The following is an 18,673-nucleotide window of genomic DNA, read 5'->3' as shown; positions in this document are numbered from 1 at the left end:
TCTATCGATCACAGAGCGATCGCAGAACTTTTAGGTCTACTGAATTTGTATTAGGAATGTGGATTAAAGTAGGGTGTCGTTAGCGAAGCGTAACGCACCATTAAATATTCTTAACTTTGAATAAATTTAGTAAAAATTATTTCTGCTGCTTCTCGCAAGCGATCGCTATTTCCTAGTAATAGTTCGGCATGGATGAATAGCGGGTCTGCAATTTGTTTTTGTTGTGCTTCTAATCGGCTGTAATAGTTTGTATAATTATGAATATTTGCATTTTGATTAACCTGTTCAAAGTTTTGTAAAAAAGTAATATTTCCTTCTGGATTGGGTTTGAGTTTCAGTTTTGCAGCAATTGCGCGATAATTCGCTTGGGGATGAATATGTAAAATTGCGCTAGTAGGAATCAGATAAGATGTTGCGATCGCTGCACCAAGTTCCCCAGCGATTAAAAAATCATATTCGGCTGCTTGTTGAGTAATTTTGTTAGCAATTTCTGTAAATTTACCTGAAAAAACATAGCTAAAACTACCCAATAACAATTTTGGACGTAAACTTTCCGCATAGCCCATTTCCCAGCGTTCCAGGAGTTTTGTATAGTTGCTAATCCGATATTTTCCTTCTGGTTGTTTTTGTAAGTATCCTAATTTGGATAAGTTAGTTAATGTTTTCTTGGTAGTAGCTAATGTCACTCCCGCAGCTTCTGATAAATATTTTTGGGAATCTTTTAATATCTGGGGACATTTGAGCAAAATATAAATAACTTGTAGGCTATTTGCTGTGATTTGGATTAAAGAAGTTTGTTTTTCTTTGATTTATCGTTGACCGCGAATTAAAATATAGACTGCGGGATTATTAAGATAAACATTAACAGCAGCATCAATAAATTCAATCTGGTTTTTAATTAGTTTTTCAATAACTGGTTCGGATAGGTAATTTGTGATTAATACTAATTCTTCGTTTTGCTTCTGTTTATGTAGTTGAAAATAGGCAATTACTAAATCCGCAGTTTTCGCTGTGATATCAGGCTGAATTGTATAGCTGTATTTAATTGATTTTAAGGGACTATGAATTTGAATTATACCGTTTTTATCCGTGTTGATTTGAGTGGGAAGCAGTGGTTTGTAATCAACTTTAATATTTGGTAATGTCTGGAGATTATCTAGACATTGTTGTAATAATTTATCTTCATGTTTCATGCCATTTGTTGAGGTTGTAAAATTTGGCGATCGCAGAAATTATAAAACAAACAAAAACTTAATAATAAGTGCAGTGTGTATAAAAAATAATAAATCTTACTCGTTGTTATCATCGAATAATTGTTCAGGATCGCGTAACCTATCCTGTGAACCATGACGAACCCTATGAATACGAACAATGCCGCTATTTTCGTAAGGATTCAGGTGGCAGAGTATTGACAAAGGGATCGCTTGAGGAGGAGTATCACAGATATGAACCAAAACCTGCCTCAAGATTTAGACCGGGAAAGCTTGAACCAGTTATCGAAACAAGAACTGGTAGAGATAATCATTGAGCAGAGCAAGGTAATAGGTGAATTACAGAAAACAGTATTAGAACTACAGCAAGAAATAGAACGTTTAAAAGTCAGCAGAGATTTAGACAGCAAAACCTCATCTAAGCCGCCATCAGGGGACATCCTCAAAAAGAGTGAAAACAAAAAAGCAGCACCGCAAGAAGAATCAAATCATCCCAAAAGAAAGCCAGGTGGGCAACCAGGGCATCAAGGTAAGACCCGTAAGGGTTTTGGTAGAGTAGATCGTTGTGAAATCTTACGTCCAAGTGATTGTGTCTGTTGTGGTCAAAAAGCGTTTGCGGCTGTGGCAGTAAAAGTAGAAAAACAGTCTGTAGCGCAACTAGTGGAGCGTCCCATTGAAATAGTTGAGTATCAACGCCATACGTGCCAGTGTGAGTACTGTGGCAATATACAAACAGCCTCCTGGTCACAAGATATCATCCCAGGACAGGATTTAGGGATTTCTTTACAGGCATTTTTAGGATGGGCAAATAATTATGCACATATGCCCTATGAAAAACAGCAAGAAATGTTGTGGGAGTTAGGTCAAATTGAAATTGGGCTGGGAACTTTAGTCACCACAAATGAACGAATTCAAACAGCGATTCAACCAAGCATTACTGAGTTAAGTAATTGGGTAAAACAGACACAACCTAACATTCATGTGGATGAAACACCTTGGTCTGTCAAGGGAGTTAAAGAATGGTTGTGGGTAGTTGCCAATTCTGAGTTTTGCCTGTTTACTGCTGCTGACACTCGTTCCAGAGCAGAACTAGAAGCCATTTTAGGGGCTAAATATACAGGGGTAATCAGCAGCGATGATTTTAGTGTTTACAATGGCTATGCGGTGCCTGAGCAGCAGAAATGTTTGGCTCATCTACGCCGTCACTTCAAAAAACTAATTCAACTTCCAGGTCTTCACAACCAAGCTATTGGTGAAGCATTTGTGGATTTAATTGATGAAGCTTTTGGAAATTATGCCCAATGGTTTGAGACTCTTGACTGCGCCAGTTATAACGATTGGGTCAATCAATTCAAATCTAAATTGCAACAAACACTTGATGACTGGATTAACTTAGCCGGAGCTACAGCAGGAAACCTTTTACGTTCCTTGCGCGATAAAGCCTCCCAATGGTGGTATTTCCTTGACAACCCTGAAGTTCCTCCTGATAACAATCAAGCCGAGCGATCGCTGCGTTTGGCTGTGACAAAACGTAAAGTTAGTGGTGGTTCCCGTTCGATGGAGCGGTTTCAACATACTGCCAATTTGTTGACGGTGGTTCAAACCTGTCGTCGTCAAAGTCTGTCTGTTATTGATTTTTTTGTACAAGCACTAATTGCTGACTCTATTAATTCTCAGTCTCGCCCTTCTCTAGTTCCTCAATTTTAGACCTGAATCCTTACGAAATCAAAATGACTCAATATTGCTGATAAATATTCATCAGTCTATTAAAATGCAAAAAATTAGCAATTTTTCATTGATCGAAAATTGCCATGAATTTGCACTAATTTAAAAAACTTTATCTTGTTTTAAACATACTTAAACATACATCGTACTTTATGTTGATAGATTTACCGTATTTAAGACAATATTGATAACCTACCTCTTAAGCAAAAATAAGTCAAGAACCTAGTTGGCTAGCATTAATACTAGTTATGTTGTTATTGTTGACAAATGCTCAACTATTGTGATATGGATGCTTTCTTCTGCCAAGGTTTCTCCTAAAAGCAGCGCTTTTAAATGTTGTTACACATTGTAAGAAAGCGTTAGTGATATGCCATCTCATCTTTAAAAACTTATAGGCGATCGCATTTCAGCGCGTAAATATTATCAAGCAATTTTGCCAGGGATTTCATATTAGAAAATATATGATTTTTGTCCTCTGCTTCTTCACTAGAATATTTCAGAGCATAGATTCCGGCTGAATGTGCGGCTTGAATTCCGACATCACTATCTTCAATCACAACACAATACTCCGGTGGAAATCCCATTTTATTGGCTGCGTATAAGAATAAACCTGGGTCGGGTTTCCAAGAGCCTATCTCATAAGAACTAAACAAGCGCTCATCAAAATAATGCAATAATTTTGTGACATTTAAAGCTTTACGAATTTTTGCTATAGGGGCACTTGAAGCAATACAGAAAGGGTATTCCAAAGTTTTGAGCATCTCTGAAACGCCTGGGATTGGCTGCAAGTTAAATTCAAATAATTCATTCACCCTTTGACGATATGTTGCTTCAAAATCTATCGGCAGCTTTACGCCATATCTTATTTCTATATCCGCTAAAATTAAAGCTAACTTTCTGCCACGATATCGATAAATAAGACTGTCAATTGATTCGTCGATAAAAGGTAGCAAATCGATAAATGCTTGGTTACAAAGCTTCTCACTATCAACTAATGTTCCATCTAAATCAAAAATGATACAAAGATGCTTCATTTATGAAAAACGACAAAAGAAATTATTCCGTTTCAAATTGTTGACGGTTAACAGTTAACAGTCAACCGTCAACAGTGAACTAACTTTGATAAGGGCGTGGTAGTTGGCGCAATTTATGAGCAGTATCTAATTCACTGTTATTTTTTCTGCCATATCCCCAACCTAAAATGCGGCGATATTCACCCATAATCCCACTTTCAATTAAATCATCCTCGTTGACTGCAACATTAGTATGAGATTGGGGTGCAACATAAAGCGCATCTGCTGGACAGTATGCTTCACACATAAAACAAGTTTGACAATCTTCCTGACGCGCGATCGCAGGTGGTTGGTTAGGAACTGCGTCAAAGACATTGGTAGGGCAAACTTGAACGCAGACATTACAATTAATGCAGAGTTGATGGCTGACAAGCTCGATCATGATACTGAAGCTGTAGTTTGAGTTGTTAATACTGGTGCTGTCGTAGTCTCATCTTTAATCCAATCCCGTCTTACCCACAGCTTATCTAAACCGCCAGTAGCTTGATAATAACGCTGATTGGGATCGGTTTCGGGATAATCTATGCGAATATGTTCGCTGCGGCTTTCTGTGCGATGTAAAGCGCTAAAATATCCCCATCTTGCTACAGCCGTCAGCGCAGCAGCTCGTCGAGAAAATTCGATATCGCGCACAGTATCTTGTTTTGGATTCCCTTGTACTTGCTGCCACAATGTTTCTAATTTGGCGAGAGAATCCAGAAGTTTCTGCTCAGAACGCAAATAATTCTTCTCTAAGGGGAATACCTCCGCTTGAACACCGCGCACGATCGCCTGACTATCGAATGTTTCAGAGGTGGAGGATTGGGAACGCATTCCCGCTTGTCCAGTAGGATACACAACTCTTTCATGAGCGTGATCGCCTAAACTTTTTGCAAAGGCGGCTGCACCTTCTCCCGCCCATTGTCCTGTAGAGATTGCCCAAGCAGCATTAGGGCCACCACCCCCAGAAGCTAAACCGGCTAAAAATTCTCGTGATGCAGCATCACCTGCGGCGTATAGTCCAGGTACTTTTGTCCCGCAACTATCATTGATAATCCGAATTCCACCAGTACCCCGAACTGTACCTTCTAAAATCAGGGTTACAGGTACTCGTTCTGTATAGGGGTCAATACCAGCTTTTTTATAAGGTAAATAAGCGATGAAATGGGACTTCTCAATTACTGCTTTAACTTCAGGTGTGGCTCGATCCAAACGAGCATAAACAGGGCCTTTTAAGAGGGCATTGGGAAGGAATGCGGGATCGCGACGACCATTGATATAACCACCTAAATCGTTACCTGCTTCATCGCTGTAACTAGCCCAGCCAAAAGGAACTCCCCTTGTAACTGTGGCATTAAAAGCTGTCGAGATAGCGTAGTGATTGGAGGCTTCCATACTGGAGAGTTCGCCGCCAGCTTCCACCGCCATCAATAGCCCATCACCTGTATTGGTATTGCAACCTAAAGCTTTACTCAAGTATGCACAACCGCCATTTGCTAGAACTACTGCACCAGCGCGAACGGTATAGGTACGATTATTTTGTCGCTGTACGCCTCTAGCGCCAGCTACAGAGCCATCCTCAGCTAATAGCAGTTCTAAAGCGGGGCTTTGGTCAAGAATTTGCACGCCCACACGTAACAGGTGTTTGCGGAGTACTCGCATATATTCCGGGCCATAATAACTTTGGCGCACGGATTCCCCATTTTCTTTAGGGAAACGATAACCCCAATCTTCCACTAAGGGCAAACTTAGCCAAGTTTTTTCAATGACACGTTCAATCCAACGTAAGTTAGCGAGGTTTTTTCCAATGCGGTAACGCTCGGATACAACTTTATCCCAATTTTCTGGAGAAGGGGCCATGATGCCATTACCGCTGGCTGCTGCTGCACCGCTTGTACCCAGAAAACCTTTATCTGCAATGATGACTTTCACACCTTGGGCGGCTGCTGCTGATGCGGCCCATGCTGCGGCGGGCCCCCCACCGATTACCAGTACATCGGCGGTTAGTTGGAGTTCTGTTTCGCTATCGACTGTGAGCAATTGTTTTTCCTCCTTGTTGGTATTTGCACCCTCTTTGGGGAATTCAAAATTAATAACCCCGCAGATGAGTCTGGGGGGTTGAATTTATGTTGTTTGGTAGATTGCGACAGTTATTGATAAACATAAGATTTCAGATATTATGATATCCTAATTATTAGGTTTTCAAAATTAAATATTGCAAATTAATCTCTTATCTCTGTGTTCTCTGCGTCTCTGTGGTTAGATAAATTATTTTTAAACCGCAGAGAGCGCAGAGGCGCAGAGAAAAAACATATTAGACCTCTTGCAAAAGTCCTAATTTTCGCGTTCTTCTTTGCGCCTTTGCGCCTACTCTGCGAGAACGGCTTCGCCGAATGCGTGAGCCTTTCAAATGATTAATCAACAACGCCAAAATATTTATGCAAGAAGTCTAATTTATGACTCACCTGGAAATGGGTGGTTTTAGAGAGGAAGAAGAGAAATCGTAAGTAAAGAGGCGATCGCAATATTTGGCGATCGCCTCTGCAGATTGCAAAAGACCCAAAACCTATTGTTTTACAACCAATTCAGGATTAGTAATCGAAATCGCCACCTAAGCCACCGCCACCGGGTGCAGCAGGTGCAGCATCCTTGGGTTCTGGCTTGTCAACGACAATGGCTTCGGTGGTTAATACCATACCTGCAATTGACGCAGCATTCTGTACGGCGGAACGGGTTACTTTGGCGGGATCAACAATCCCAGCTTCAAACAAATCTACAAAGTCACCGGTGGTTGCATCATAACCAACGTTGAATTCTTTCTCTTTGACTCGTTCTGCAATTACTGCACCGTTTTGACCGGCATTTTCAGCAATCCTCTTTAAAGGTGCAGACAGTGCGCGAGATACAATCAATGCGCCTGTTAATTCTTCATTCACTAGGTTAGACTTTGCCCATTCTTCTAAGCCAGGTGCTAGATGTGCCAATGTCGTACCACCACCAGGAACGATACCCTCTTCCACAGCAGCTTTAGTGGCGTTGATCGCATCTTCCAGGCGTAGTTTACGGTCTTTGAGTTCTGTTTCTGTCGCAGCACCTACCTTAACGACTGCAACCCCACCTGCCAGTTTTGCTAAACGTTCTTGCAGTTTTTCTTTATCGTAGGAAGATTCTGTTTCTTCAATTTGGCGGCGGATTTGTTCTACCCGTGCTTTTACAGCTTGCTCGTTACCTTCAGCTACGAGGGTGGTGCTATCTTTGGTGATGGTGATGCGGCGGGCTTTACCGAGTTGGTCAATTTTAGTAGCATCTAGTCTTAGACCAGCATCTTCGGTAATTAACTGTCCGCCTGTGAGGATAGCAATGTCTTCTAAGATGGCTTTGCGGCGATCGCCAAATCCAGGTGCTTTGACAGCCGCTACATTTAACACGCCACGCAAACGGTTAACAACTAAGGTTGCTAAAGCTTCTTTTTCAATATCTTCGGCAATAATTACCAAAGGACGACCAGCACGGGCTACTTGCTCAAGTACGGGTACGAGGTCTTGTACCAATGCGATTTTCTTATCGGTTAACAGCAAGAAAGGCTCATCGAATACAGCTTCTAAGCGCTCGGCATCGGTGGCAAAATAGGGAGAAATATAACCCTTGTCGAAGTTCAAGCCTTCTGTAACTTCTAGTTCGGTAGTGACTGACTTACCTTCTTCTAAGGAAATTACGCCTTCACGACCAACTTTATCTAAGGCTTCTGCAATTAAAGCACCTACAACTTCATCGTTACCGGCAGAGATTGCCGCAACTTGTGCGATCGCTTTAGAATCTTCCACAGGACGCGCGTGTTCTTTAATCTTGTCCACGAGAAAACCTGTGGCTTTGTCGATACCGCGTTTGATTTCGATGGCATTCGCACCAGCAGCTACGTTCCGCAAACCTTCTTTGACAATGGCGTGAGCCAATACAGTTGCAGTTGTAGTACCATCTCCAGCAGCATCGTTAGTTTTAGAAGCAGCTTGGCGAATTAGAGATACACCTGTGTTTTCCACGTGATCTTCTAATTCAATTTCTTTAGCGATGGTAACGCCATCATTCACGATTTGCGGCGCGCCAAATTTCTTTTCTAAAACAACGTTACGACCTTTGGGGCCAAGAGTAACTGCTACTGCTTCAGCGAGAATATCAATTCCTTTTTCCAAGGCACGACGAGCATTTTCGTTGTAAATGATGCGTTTAGCCATAGTGATGCAAGTTCTCTCTAAATATTGTGTAAGTGAATCAATTTTGTTGACTGTTGATGGTTGACTGTTAACTGTCAACAAGAATAATGTGCAAATGTTTAAACGGATAACTAATACCAATTCTCCAAAATTCAGTAACAGATGCCAACTTAGCCCTGTTTTGTCACTCTGGCAGTAGTATAATAAGGTAAAAATGCTAGAACCAAGACACAGAGCATGGTACAGCCCCGTCCAGCCGCACCAACAGTCAAATTTGTGGACGAATATTGCCAGTGGTATAAAAGTCTGTTTCCAGATGTTAGGAGTTTCGAGGCTTTTAAATATCTCCATGTAGGCTGCATTTCTGATCTAAAACGTAAAACATTGCCAGAAATAGCAAAAATCGTAGGATTAGATAACCAGCAAGGGTTGCATCATTTTCTAACTACATCACCTTGGGATATAGAAAAGTTAAGAACCTTAAGGTTAGAGTTAATTTTACAAGTGCTAAAAGGTAGACCAATCATTTTAATTATTGATGAGACAGGGGATAAAAAGAAAGGGAGCAAGACAGATTATGTGAAACGGCAGTATATAGGAAATTTGGGAAAAACAGATAATGGAATTGTGGCAGTGACAGTATATGGTGTTTTCTGTGGGATGACATTTCCATTACTGTTTGAAGTGTATAAACCCAGGGAAAGATTACAGGCAGGAGATAAGTACCGCACTAAACCAGAAATAGCAGCAATACTGATAAAAAAGCTACAATCAATGGGTTTTAAATTCAACTTAGTACTTGCAGATAGCTTATATGGAGAGAGTGGTAAGAATTTCATATCTGTATTAGATGAACTAAACTTGAACTATATAGTAGCGATTCGGTCAAATCATTATGTAGAAATACTTCCACGACAACATATTCAATATTTAAAGTGGCAGAAGTTTCAAAGGGTATTCTCTGACTTGAGTCGGGAAAATCGATTTATTAGAGAAATTATTCCGGGAAAACGTGGAGAACTTAGATATTGGCAAATTACTACAGATCCAGAAAATTTGCCTGATAACACTACTTGGTATGTGATGAGTAAATATCCAGACATTACGCCAAGAGAAGTTGGAAATTTTTACGGTTTAAGAACTTGGGTCGAGTACGGGTTAAAACAAAGTAAGAATGAATTAGGTTGGTCAGATTTTCGCCTGACTCACTACCCAGATATTGAGCGATGGTGGGAAATTATTTGCAGTGCTTATTTAATGGTTAGTCTGCATTCGGAGCAACTGTTTCAGTCTCCATCACAACGAGAGTCAAAATTTGTTTCACATCCTTGGTGGGATAATGGAAATGGCTGGAAGAACATTCTTAACAATCTTCGTTTGATTATTCAACCTTTTACTTTATTTAATCTGATATATCCCTGGTTAACGGTTTTTCCTATTCCTCAATTAGCTTTGGGTTTTTTTAAACTTCAATCTATTATTTATAGCCTCACCAGTTCAATTTTTATATCCCTGATTCACCCTGATTTCTACTTTTCCTCTGCCTAGAGTGACAAAAGAGGGATAAGCGCCATTGAGTTTCCACGAAGACTTACCCTCAAATGAGAAGTTCTCGTTATCACCCCATAAACGTTGCAGCACTTCGATAAACTCAGCTGCAAGTTCATAACGATGATCATGCTCAATCCGATTCCAACCAAACATTTCATGTTCAACAGCGCGGTGTCCAGTCACCACGTTAATACCCCAGCGCCCCCCTGATATATGGTCTAATGTTGCGCCATATTTAGCTAAGTGCAAAGGATGAATCGGCCCGTACAATATATGAATGGTGGAGATGAGCATAATCTTTTGTGTCACGCTGGTGAGTGCAGCTGTAGTCACAAAAGAATCCAGCGCTTGACCATTAAACACGCCACCATAGCCACCTTTAGGTAACCATTGTGACAGCGCAAATATTAAATCAAAGCCCAGCGCCTCGGTTTTTAGCACCAGATCCTTGTTGTATTCAAAGCTCCAGTCGGTAGTGCGTGGTAATGTAGAAGCACTCCAACCGCCTGCTTGGATGGGGAGAAATAACCCTAATAATATAGGCTGTTGCAACGCTTGGGAGAGCGGACTGTCGGGGAAATCTGTCGGAGCCAAAAAGCGATCGCTTCCGACAATCGAACCAGGATAATGGCTAAGAATCATCGCTCAAATTGGGTAGATAACTAATCTATTGGTTCTGCACCGATCGCACTTAACGCGGCTTTAGCGATCGCAATATCCTGCTCAACAGTACCACCGCCAACCCCAATGGCTCCTACATGAACACCACCAAAGCGAATAGGTAAACCTCCACCGAGATTTGTTAGCAAGTTACCAGAAGCTAGAGGTAACGCCACAGCCAGATGATCGGCAAAGTTTCCTGTAGGGCGACGAATCGAAGCTGCTGTTTGGGCTTTGCGTTTGCTAGTCTCTACGCTGTGAGGCGGTGCGCCATCACCATGTGCAAAGGCTACCAAAGTTAAAAGTGAGTTGTAAACAGCTATCGATACATTAGCGCCTAGATTTTGGCTTTCTTTTAAACCTGCTTTGACTGCGGCTAATGCGGTATCAGCTGTAATTAATTCAACAGTTCTCGTAGATGTAGATGTTTGTACCATAATTGTTATCTCCCAACTGCAACAGCTTGGCGTTCTCGTTTTGCTACTTCTGCACGTACTAGCGGTATGACTTCTCGCCCGTAATCAATAGCATCTTGTAGCGGATCGAAGCCCCGGATTAACAGAGTAGTGACACCTGCGTCATAGTAATCAACTAAAGCCTCTGCAACTTGTTCTGGTGTTCCTACTAGGGCAGTTGTGTTACCTGCCGCACCAGTAGCAGCCGCGATCGGTGTCCATAAACGCTTATCGTAAATCTCGCTTTTAGCTGCAAAATCCAATAACCTTTGCGAACCTACCGCCTGTGGTCTAGCTGGGGGCGCGACTTTTGCACCTCCCCGTTGTTCTTGAATCCGCCCTAAAATATTTCTGGCTTTTTCCCAAGCCTGTTCTTCTGTGACACCCAAAATAGGACGCAGAGATACACTAAAGCGGATAGAGCGATCGGGAGGTAAAGCAGCCTTAACTTGAGCAATTCGTTCTTTAACTGCCGCTATTGGCTCACCCCACAATGCATAAACGTTACTATGCTTGGCTCCTACTTCTACTGCTGCGCCAGATGCGCCGCCAAAGTAAAGGGGAATATGAGGCTTTTGCAGTGGTTTAATGGCAGAGAAAGCATCTTTAACACGATAAAATTCTCCCTCGTAATCGAAGGGTGTATCGCTTGTCCAGACACGACGAACAATTTCTAAATACTCATCTGTACGGCGATAGCGGTTGTCATGGTCGAGCCAGTCACCATCTCTTTGCTGGTCTGCATCACTACCACCAGTGATAATATGCACTGCAATCCGACCATTGGTGAAATGGTCGAGGGTAGCTGCTTTGCGTGCTGCTAAAGTTGGTGCGACAAAACCTGGGCGATGAGCAATCAAAAAGCCTAAGCGCTCTGTAAATGCAGCTGCATGGGTTGCAACGGTAAAACCATCAGGGCTACTAGAGCTATAGCCGATTAGTACTTTATCAAAATCCCCTTTTTCATGGGCTTGGGCAAACTCACGCACATAAGCGGGGTCAATAATATCATCCGCCAAGCTACCTGGCACACTATTTAACTCCGAAGCAGGTTTGGTGCGGATTAAGCCGATAAACTCAACTGGCATGATACATTCTCCTGAACACTACCCTGTTTCCCGTTTCCTTTTAGACTATTTCAACCCTGATACATATAGATTTCGCCCAAGGGCATGGCATTGCCATGCCCCTACCAGCGTCTTTGTATGCATCATAATTAACGTGAAACGGTGTTACTCCAATAAGTCTGGTTGATCGCGGGTAATTTCATCCCATAAATATTGGAATGCGCGCCAACCTGCTTCGTGAGTGCCATTACGTTGTTGAATACTCAAAGCGAGATCATGCTCAATAGGAATGGGTTTACCTACGGATTCGGCTAGCAATTGGGATTTAGTCGCATCTTCTAGCCGGATGAACCACCAAGCCGCTTCATCTACAGTATGTCCTACGGTTAATAATCCATGATTGCGGAGGATTGCCGCTTTTTTATTACCTAATCCTTCAGCAATGCGTTTTCCTTCGCTGGTATCTAACACAATACCTTTGTAATCATCAAATAAAGCATGATCTTGGTAGAAAACCGCAGAATCTTGAGTAATCGGATCGATTAAGCGACCTAGTGCTGACCAAGTTTTACCATAGAAGGAATGAGCATGAGCCGCCGCCACTACATCTGGACGGGCTTCGTGAATTTGGGAGTGAATAGCATAAGCTGCTTGATTGAGTGCGCCGTTACCTTGAACAACTTCACCTTCAGCGTTCACCAAGATTAAGTCAGAAACGCGCACGCGGCTGAAATGAATCCCAAAAGGATTTACCCAAAAATGATCGGTAAGTTCAGGATCGCGGGCTGTGATGTGTCCTCCTAATCCTTGAGCAAAACCTAAGCGGGCAAAAATCCGTAAAGCTGCTGCTAACCGTTCTTTGCGATGACGACGCTCTGTTTCTGTGGAGGTAAAGGTTGGTGGTTTAAGAAGAGTACCATTGCGGACGATGGAAGTTTGTACCATGATTCTCGATTCCTATGAATAGAAGATTATCTAAAATCAATACAGCCATAAAACAGCCTGATATATGAGGCGTAACAATTCAAATGACTGCATCGTCAAACTATTGGCAGAATTATTTGATGAAATTTTTTAACAGACGCGATCGCACTGAATTAATAAAATCTTCCGGCTCATTACTATTTATCCAAAGTTAGGTAGGAAATTATCTAGCACAGCAACTCTTTAAACTCGGTTAGCAACATTTTTTATTAAACTACGGTAAGTCAGTCGAGCTACTGTATTTTATGCAATATGAACCTACCATAGTTCACCTCAAGAAGCAAGCTTAAGAATACTACCCCTTGTTTTTTATCGTCATGTATGCAAATCTCATATTTATAAACTACGGTTTATTGGTCAATTTACCGTATTTTGTGGCTTGAAAAACTCAAGATTAACTGTCACAGACTGGTTACCAAGGTTCTCAAAAACTTTGTCTAAGCCTAGCCATAAGAATTAAATTTCCAATTCCAGGAACTAGGCTCACCTTTTTCTTAAACCCTAGCTAATTATGAGCTAAAGACTATCCCACAGTTGCAGAAAATGTGTGGATAATCACAAATTTTAGATAGCGTAACACATCATTAAATTTTACGAACAGACAAAGAACAGACGCGAAATTACAACTGATAAATTCGCGTTACAAAAATTCAAGATTGGTAGATTAATCGGCTCTGTTCCACATCAGTGAACAACTCACACACAGGAGCAAAATATGACTGCTACTATTAGTCGTCCCGCTTGGACAATTGAATTTGAAAATGAAACAATTGATAGGCTAATTGATAAACACGCGCCCCATATTCCGAAAAAGCGCTTGCAAGAGCCAAAAGCGATCGCCACAGCCGAAGAACTAGAAAATTTCTACCATTTTCGTGTGGGTGGTGCAGCCCATGATTTATTTATTGTGCAAGTTGTCGCCAACGTTATTGATAAAATTCCCGATCCAGAATTGCAGTTATTTTTAAGTCGCCAGTTGGGTGATGATGGCGCACACGCAGAAAATACTCGTCGCCGTGTAGAAGCATTATTTGGTCACGATCCCATTGACGATATTCAAAAGCAAGTACAAAAGCATTGGGATTTTATGGGAGATATACTCCGACGTGGTTGGTTAGGCTTTTTAGCATTTGAACTGCATTATGAACATCATATTGTTGCCATTGGTTCATTAAATCGCCGTTTATCAAGGCTATACGATCCAGAATCCTCCAGCTTTGCAACAGCGAGAATTATCCCAGACGAAACATTCCACCGTGCAGGTGTTGCAGAGTGGTGGTTAGGTAAATTTGACAAAGCTTCGTCAACGGAAAAAGCTGAGTTAGCTGCACAGGTTATCGAAGCAGACGAAGAAGTGCAACGCCGTCGCAATCCCTATTTAAAAGAGCATGAAAAAGTTAGCCGTCGGGCGCTGGGTATTGAAGTTGAGAACACAGGTGTAATTTACGATACTTGGCGACAAGAAGTACTTTCTTACTTCCTAGATATTCCAGTTTCTCAATTACCCAAACTCGTCAGCATTGACGATTAAGACGCAATCTACAATACTTCAAGGAACCTATTATGGCTGCAACTTTAACTCGAAGCTGGAGTGTAGAGTTTGAAAAAGAAAACCTGGAAAAACTCTTTAGCCAGCACGCGCCACACGTACCATTAACTCGCGAACATCCCAGCCGTCCGCCAATTACAGAAGAGGAAAAAGAGCATTTCTATCAATATTGGGCTGCTACTGGTGGTCACGATTTATCTATTGTGCAAGCTGCAAGTAAGGCAATCTTATTGATTCCCGATCCAGATTTGCATTTAATTTTGAGCAGACAAATCGGTGATGACGGCGCACATGCGATCGCTTTTCGGGAAAGAGTCATTGCTCTAACTGGACGCGATCCGATCGACGATATCCGTAAAGAAGCCGAACGCCATTGGGAATTTCTCGAAGATGTACCCTATCGTAACTGGCTAGGATTTATTGCTTGGGAACTGCATTATGAGCATCATATTTTGCCCCAAGTTTGGTTTAATAAGCTGACATCAACAATTGGTGATGCAGTATTAGCCCAACAAAGTAGCGAGGAGGCGATCGCAAAGTATTACCTGTGACTGATGAAGTTCTCTCTGGCTTGCAAAATATGGCAGATAGCTTCTACGAACTCAAAGTTATTCCCAAGAAAATCGATGTCAAAGATAAAAATTTCAATTGGGTTCCTGACCAGAAATGGTAAAGCGTTTCTGAAGTAAAACAATATTCCATTGGTATTTTTGACGGTTGACTCTTCAATATGAAAGGTCAACCGTCAACGACTTTCAGCAGAATAATTTATTTTTTGGAGCCTCCTAACTTGCTTTTTATATTAATTTGTGGGAGATTACTTTTTATAAAATAGCAAATTTCTATCAAGTTACTGTAGTTTAGATAAGTAATTTTCTCGAAACTATGGTCTAGAGGTAGAAATCTGGCTTTTGCTCTGCGAATCAAGTGCTTGCTTATCAAGATTAAAAATGAGCCAAATTGTAGAAGAAGTTCTGACAGCTAATCTTACTTACACTCAAAACTTCGGCGATAAGGGTAATCTCACCATACCGCCAGCTCGTCGGTTTGCAATTCTCACTTGCATGGATGCGAGACTTGACCCAGCTAAATTTGCTGGATTAGCTGAAGGGGATGCTCATGTAATTCGCAATGCAGGTGGACGTGCTAGCGATGATGCAATTCGCTCTTTAGTAATTTCTTACAAACTACTTGGGACTCGTGAATGGTTTGTCATTCATCATACTAATTGTGGGATGGAAACCTTCACTAATGAAATTATGGGTAACTTACTTGCTAGTAGCCTCAAAACAGCCAAACTAGATGAAAATGGTTGGTCTGATATTGGGTCTGAATCAGGATCAAACGAAGGTAAGTTTATCAATTGGTTGACTATTGATGATCTAGCTCAAAGTGTTTACGCAGATGTGCAAAGGATTCGTTTACATCCGTTAGTTCCCCCAGAAATTCCTGTTTATGGTTATATTTATGATGTTAAAACTGGGCAATTAATTGAAGTACCTGAAGCCACAAAAGTTGGTCAAGCTAAGAAATAAATTTAGGGACTTTCAACTAAAAAAATATACTATCATAGTGTGGGCAGAGGGGCAGGGAGCAGGTGAGACCAGCCCCCGTCTTGGCGGTCTCCGTCACGATGGGGGACTGGCGAACCCGAAGGGGAGCAGGGGGAAAAATAAAAATATCTTCTTTCGGAAATGGGATAATTTTTTTCAGAAAATCCCTTAAATAATGTTTGCGGTACATCAATAATATTCTAGAGGGCATGGCATTGCCATGACCCTAAAATTTGTCGCATTCTTTTGTTGAAATTGGTATTAGTATCCTGCTTGTTTATTGACTACATTCCGTAAAGGTTGACCATTTCGGAAACGCTCTAAATTATCCAGAAATAAGGCGGCGATGCGCTCTTTTAATGCTGGGGAAATTGCGGAAGTATGAGGTGTAATTAAAAGGTTAGGTAACGACCATAGAGGGCTGTCTGATGGTAGGGGTTCAATAGAAACGGTGTCTAATGCAGCACCTCCAATCCATCCTTCAGTTAAGGCTTTAGTTAATGCTGATTCATCCACAACCGCACCCCGACCGACATTAATTAAATAACTATGATTAGGGAGCGATCGCAGTACTTTTTCATCAATTAAAGCTTTGGTTTCTGGTGTCAAAGGTGTGGCGACAACTAGATAGTCAACTTCTGGTAATAAGGCGTGCCATTCATTTTGACCAACAATTTTATCAAAATTTGGCAGAGCTTCTGGACGACGACGACCGCCCCAAACTCGCGTTCCGAATGCTTTCAGACGAGATGCGATCGCTTGTCCTATATTTCCAGTACCGAGAATTAATACAGTAGAATTTGCTAACTCTGGTAGTACTAACCAGCTTTTGCGCCAATGCTGCTGATCGTGAGCCGCTTGCAATTCTCGTAACTGCTTGGCGTGATAGAGAATCAAAGTCAAAACAAATTCCGAAATGGGAATTGCATGAACTCCTGCGCCATTAGTCAAGAGAATATCGTGTTCAAGAAAAGTGGGTGTGAGAATATGATTTACACCCGCACTAGGAGTTTGTTGCCAACGTATTCTCGGCGCAGTTTCTAGCACTTTATGTAGAGTCGTGGGCTTTAATTTAAAGCCATTGAGATAAACTTCTGCATCGCTGGGATCGCCATCAAAATTACCATCACTATCTACCCGGACAAATTTTGTATCTGATGGTAACTTTGGCTCAATTTCAGCAGTTAGCTCTATTGGTAAAATTAGTTTTGTCATTTGTCATTGGTCATTTGTTATTAGCTAAACTAGTAGTTCACCACACTAAATCCGATGGGCAAAAAACGAACCGCAAAGGCACGAAGTACACGAAGTGAGAAGGAAAGAAGAGAAATTTAAAATTTGATTTCCCCATCAAAATCAATGTGGTGAACCACTAGGCTGTGAAGTATATCAGCAGCCTAGTTGAAAAATATATGACTTATGAAAGCACGGGTTGTCGCTGTTCGGCTTTGTTTTTCAATACGGTTGGTAATTCGCTAGTTAAAGGCTCACCTTCGACTATTTGCGATCGGAAGCCATCGGGGCCAACGGGGATATCACCAGTAATAGTGGTGCGATAAAGTACGCGCTCGACTTCTATATGATCTAAATCTTGGGGTGCTAAATGTGCGGTGGCGCGGTTGTCCCAGAAGGCAATATCACCATTGTTCCAATGGAAGCGGGTGGTATAAGCAGGCTTTGTGATTTGATTGAAGAACAATTCTAGTAGTAAATCGCTTTCTTGAGGCGATACGTCTAGAATGTGGGAGGTAAAGCCAGGATTCACAAATAATGCACGTTCGCCTGTCTCTGGATGCACCCGCACGACTGGGTGAATGGAAACTTGGGGATTGGCGGCGATGCGTTTTGCAAGTTTGCTGCTGCTGGATAAACGCAAGCGTGCATTGAAGTGATGTTGTGCTTTTAATGTGTCTGCTAGCGCCTTCACTGGTGCGGATAGTCCCTCGTAAGCAGCAACTAAATTAGTCCACTGTGTGTCACCACCAAAGCTAGGGACGTTAACTGCACGCAAAATCGAGCCTGCTGGTGGGTTAACAACTGCTGTCACATCAGTGTGCCAACGGTTTTCATAACTGGAACGACGCAGACCGTTTTTCCGTTCGTAGCGGCTGCGGTCGATTGGTAAGATTTCGGCAAAGCCTTCGATTGGTTCATCCTCGTGGGGATGTGCATAAGTTACTTCGCCAAAACGAGATGTGAAAGCAATCTGTGCTGCGTGGTCAATGTTCTGATTGCGAAAAAATATGACTTTCCACTTCAATAATGCTTGGCGAATTTCGGCTACTGCTTTATCGGATAGAGGACGAGAAAGGTCTACACCACCGATTTCTGCACCGATGTGACCAGCTACTGGTTTGACTTCAATATGCTTGTTGCTCATAAAAATTCTCCAGAGGTTTACCTGGGTTTGTTTGCACTCGTCTACTTCTGTTGCAATACTGCTCGGTTAAGGATTTTTAACTCAGAATTTGGTTTGGGGAAAAGGTGAAAGGGTAAGGGTTAAAGGTTTTTTCTTGCCCCTTTTCCTCTTCCCCTTTTGCCCTTAACCGACAAGTATTGACTTCTGTTGCTATGAAGTGGAAGCGATCATTAGGAAGCGATCGCAACTTTCAATATAATACACTAACTCGATAAATTTACCGTATTATAAAATAA

General features: G+C 41.8%; 18 protein-coding genes. 6 read left to right on the top strand and 12 right to left on the bottom strand.

What is annotated here, in order from left to right; genetic code table 11:
- Positions 1 to 110: 110 nt before the first annotated feature.
- On the bottom strand, positions 111 to 686 hold the full coding sequence (locus HG267_RS33055; RefSeq protein ID WP_155539348.1) for a type IV toxin-antitoxin system AbiEi family antitoxin: 576 nt from the start codon (positions 684 to 686) through the stop codon (positions 111 to 113).
- 123 nt (positions 687 to 809) lie between these two features.
- Positions 810 to 1,193 carry a hypothetical protein gene (locus HG267_RS33050; RefSeq protein WP_045871492.1) on the bottom strand — a complete coding sequence of 128 codons (384 nt, stop codon included), beginning with the start codon at positions 1,191 to 1,193 and terminating at the stop codon, positions 810 to 812.
- Between the two features lie 252 nt (positions 1,194 to 1,445).
- Here HG267_RS33050 and tnpC point away from each other — a divergent pair, with 252 nt between their 5' ends.
- Positions 1,446 to 2,918 carry an IS66 family transposase gene (tnpC, locus tag HG267_RS33045; RefSeq protein ID WP_045868690.1) on the top strand — a complete coding sequence of 491 codons (1,473 nt, stop codon included), beginning with the start codon at positions 1,446 to 1,448 and terminating at the stop codon, positions 2,916 to 2,918.
- A gap of 407 nt (positions 2,919 to 3,325) precedes the next feature.
- Here tnpC and HG267_RS33040 read toward each other — a convergent pair whose 3' ends face one another.
- The 4 genes from HG267_RS33040 to groL all read right to left on the bottom strand — a co-directional run bounded on the left by HG267_RS33040 (position 3,326) and on the right by groL (position 8,220).
- Positions 3,326 to 3,970 (bottom strand): HAD-IA family hydrolase, encoded by a 645-nt coding sequence (locus tag HG267_RS33040; RefSeq protein ID WP_045871490.1) that lies wholly within the window; start codon positions 3,968 to 3,970, stop codon positions 3,326 to 3,328.
- Positions 3,971 to 4,049: 79 nt separating this feature from the next.
- Positions 4,050 to 4,391: a 4Fe-4S binding protein gene (locus tag HG267_RS33035; protein ID WP_045871489.1), complete on the bottom strand. Its 342-nt coding sequence runs from the start codon at positions 4,389 to 4,391 to the stop codon at positions 4,050 to 4,052.
- Positions 4,388 to 6,028 carry an FAD-binding protein gene (locus HG267_RS33030; RefSeq protein WP_045871488.1) on the bottom strand — a complete coding sequence of 547 codons (1,641 nt, stop codon included), beginning with the start codon at positions 6,026 to 6,028 and terminating at the stop codon, positions 4,388 to 4,390. The genes HG267_RS33035 and HG267_RS33030 overlap by 4 nt, the downstream gene beginning before the upstream one ends.
- 551 nt (positions 6,029 to 6,579) lie before the next feature.
- Positions 6,580 to 8,220: a chaperonin GroEL gene (gene groL, locus HG267_RS33025; RefSeq protein ID WP_045871487.1), complete on the bottom strand. Its 1,641-nt coding sequence runs from the start codon at positions 8,218 to 8,220 to the stop codon at positions 6,580 to 6,582.
- A 216-nt stretch (positions 8,221 to 8,436) separates the two neighbouring features.
- On the opposite strand from groL, the gene HG267_RS33020 reads away from it, so the two are divergent.
- Positions 8,437 to 9,747 (top strand): IS701 family transposase, encoded by a 1,311-nt coding sequence (locus HG267_RS33020; protein ID WP_096621593.1) that lies wholly within the window; start codon positions 8,437 to 8,439, stop codon positions 9,745 to 9,747.
- On the opposite strand, the gene HG267_RS33015 is transcribed toward HG267_RS33020, so the two are convergent.
- The 4 genes from HG267_RS33015 to HG267_RS33000 all read right to left on the bottom strand — a co-directional run bounded on the left by HG267_RS33015 (position 9,697) and on the right by HG267_RS33000 (position 12,877).
- The gene (locus HG267_RS33015; RefSeq protein WP_228045753.1) at positions 9,697 to 10,392 is read right to left on the bottom strand and encodes an LLM class flavin-dependent oxidoreductase; all 696 of its coding nucleotides are present in this window, start codon (positions 10,390 to 10,392) and stop codon (positions 9,697 to 9,699) included. The genes HG267_RS33020 and HG267_RS33015 overlap by 51 nt on opposite strands.
- Positions 10,393 to 10,412: 20 nt before the next feature.
- On the bottom strand, positions 10,413 to 10,847 hold the full coding sequence (locus HG267_RS33010) for a GlcG/HbpS family heme-binding protein (RefSeq protein ID WP_045871486.1): 435 nt from the start codon (positions 10,845 to 10,847) through the stop codon (positions 10,413 to 10,415).
- Positions 10,848 to 10,852: 5 nt separating this feature from the next.
- Entirely contained in the window at positions 10,853 to 11,953 is a 1,101-nt protein-coding gene (locus HG267_RS33005; protein WP_045871485.1) for an LLM class flavin-dependent oxidoreductase, read from the bottom strand.
- 144 nt (positions 11,954 to 12,097) lie between these two features.
- Entirely contained in the window at positions 12,098 to 12,877 is a 780-nt protein-coding gene (locus HG267_RS33000) for a class II aldolase/adducin family protein (protein WP_045871484.1), read from the bottom strand.
- A 754-nt stretch (positions 12,878 to 13,631) separates the two neighbouring features.
- Here HG267_RS33000 and HG267_RS32995 point away from each other — a divergent pair.
- The 4 genes from HG267_RS32995 (at position 13,632) to HG267_RS32980 (ending at position 16,000) form a co-directional block, all read left to right on the top strand.
- Positions 13,632 to 14,447, top strand: a complete 816-nt coding sequence (locus HG267_RS32995; RefSeq protein WP_045871483.1) for a hypothetical protein — start codon at positions 13,632 to 13,634, stop codon at positions 14,445 to 14,447.
- 32 nt (positions 14,448 to 14,479) lie between these two features.
- Positions 14,480 to 15,016 carry a hypothetical protein gene (locus HG267_RS32990; RefSeq protein WP_228045754.1) on the top strand — a complete coding sequence of 179 codons (537 nt, stop codon included), beginning with the start codon at positions 14,480 to 14,482 and terminating at the stop codon, positions 15,014 to 15,016.
- Positions 15,013 to 15,138, top strand: coding sequence for a hypothetical protein (locus HG267_RS32985; protein ID WP_255325243.1), 126 nt, complete (start codon positions 15,013 to 15,015; stop codon positions 15,136 to 15,138). Before HG267_RS32990 ends, HG267_RS32985 begins: the two co-directional genes overlap by 4 nt.
- 277 nt (positions 15,139 to 15,415) lie before the next feature.
- On the top strand, positions 15,416 to 16,000 hold the full coding sequence (locus HG267_RS32980; RefSeq protein WP_045871482.1) for a beta-class carbonic anhydrase: 585 nt from the start codon (positions 15,416 to 15,418) through the stop codon (positions 15,998 to 16,000).
- A gap of 279 nt (positions 16,001 to 16,279) precedes the next feature.
- Here HG267_RS32980 and HG267_RS32975 read toward each other — a convergent pair whose 3' ends face one another.
- A complete protein-coding gene (locus HG267_RS32975; protein ID WP_045871480.1) occupies positions 16,280 to 17,233 on the bottom strand; it encodes a D-2-hydroxyacid dehydrogenase in 954 nt (317 codons plus the stop codon).
- Positions 17,234 to 17,435: 202 nt separating this feature from the next.
- Positions 17,436 to 18,398, bottom strand: coding sequence for a TauD/TfdA dioxygenase family protein (locus HG267_RS32970; protein WP_052335245.1), 963 nt, complete (start codon positions 18,396 to 18,398; stop codon positions 17,436 to 17,438).
- Positions 18,399 to 18,673: the final 275 nt, after the last annotated feature.

Origin of the sequence: Tolypothrix sp. PCC 7601, from assembly GCF_025677855.1 — a bacterium.
Lineage (GTDB): Bacteria > Cyanobacteriota > Cyanobacteriia > Cyanobacteriales > Nostocaceae > Aulosira > Aulosira diplosiphon.
Note: the sequence above shows the minus strand (reverse complement) of the source record. Positions and strands in the feature narration are given on the sequence as shown.

Coding starts and splice junctions, on each gene's coding strand:
- HG267_RS33050 (WP_045871492.1), bottom strand. CDS start 1,193: ATGAAACATGAAGATAAATTATTACAACAATGTCTAGATAATCTCCAG.
- tnpC (WP_045868690.1), top strand. CDS start 1,446: ATGAACCAAAACCTGCCTCAAGATTTAGACCGGGAAAGCTTGAACCAG.
- HG267_RS33040 (WP_045871490.1), bottom strand. CDS start 3,970: ATGAAGCATCTTTGTATCATTTTTGATTTAGATGGAACATTAGTTGAT.
- HG267_RS33035 (WP_045871489.1), bottom strand. CDS start 4,391: ATGATCGAGCTTGTCAGCCATCAACTCTGCATTAATTGTAATGTCTGC.
- groL (WP_045871487.1), bottom strand. CDS start 8,220: ATGGCTAAACGCATCATTTACAACGAAAATGCTCGTCGTGCCTTGGAA.
- HG267_RS33020 (WP_096621593.1), top strand. CDS start 8,437: ATGGTACAGCCCCGTCCAGCCGCACCAACAGTCAAATTTGTGGACGAA.
- HG267_RS33015 (WP_228045753.1), bottom strand. CDS start 10,392: ATGATTCTTAGCCATTATCCTGGTTCGATTGTCGGAAGCGATCGCTTT.
- HG267_RS33010 (WP_045871486.1), bottom strand. CDS start 10,847: ATGGTACAAACATCTACATCTACGAGAACTGTTGAATTAATTACAGCT.
- HG267_RS33005 (WP_045871485.1), bottom strand. CDS start 11,953: ATGCCAGTTGAGTTTATCGGCTTAATCCGCACCAAACCTGCTTCGGAG.
- HG267_RS33000 (WP_045871484.1), bottom strand. CDS start 12,877: ATGGTACAAACTTCCATCGTCCGCAATGGTACTCTTCTTAAACCACCA.
- HG267_RS32995 (WP_045871483.1), top strand. CDS start 13,632: ATGACTGCTACTATTAGTCGTCCCGCTTGGACAATTGAATTTGAAAAT.
- HG267_RS32990 (WP_228045754.1), top strand. CDS start 14,480: ATGGCTGCAACTTTAACTCGAAGCTGGAGTGTAGAGTTTGAAAAAGAA.
- HG267_RS32980 (WP_045871482.1), top strand. CDS start 15,416: ATGAGCCAAATTGTAGAAGAAGTTCTGACAGCTAATCTTACTTACACT.
- HG267_RS32975 (WP_045871480.1), bottom strand. CDS start 17,233: ATGACAAAACTAATTTTACCAATAGAGCTAACTGCTGAAATTGAGCCA.
- HG267_RS32970 (WP_052335245.1), bottom strand. CDS start 18,398: ATGAGCAACAAGCATATTGAAGTCAAACCAGTAGCTGGTCACATCGGT.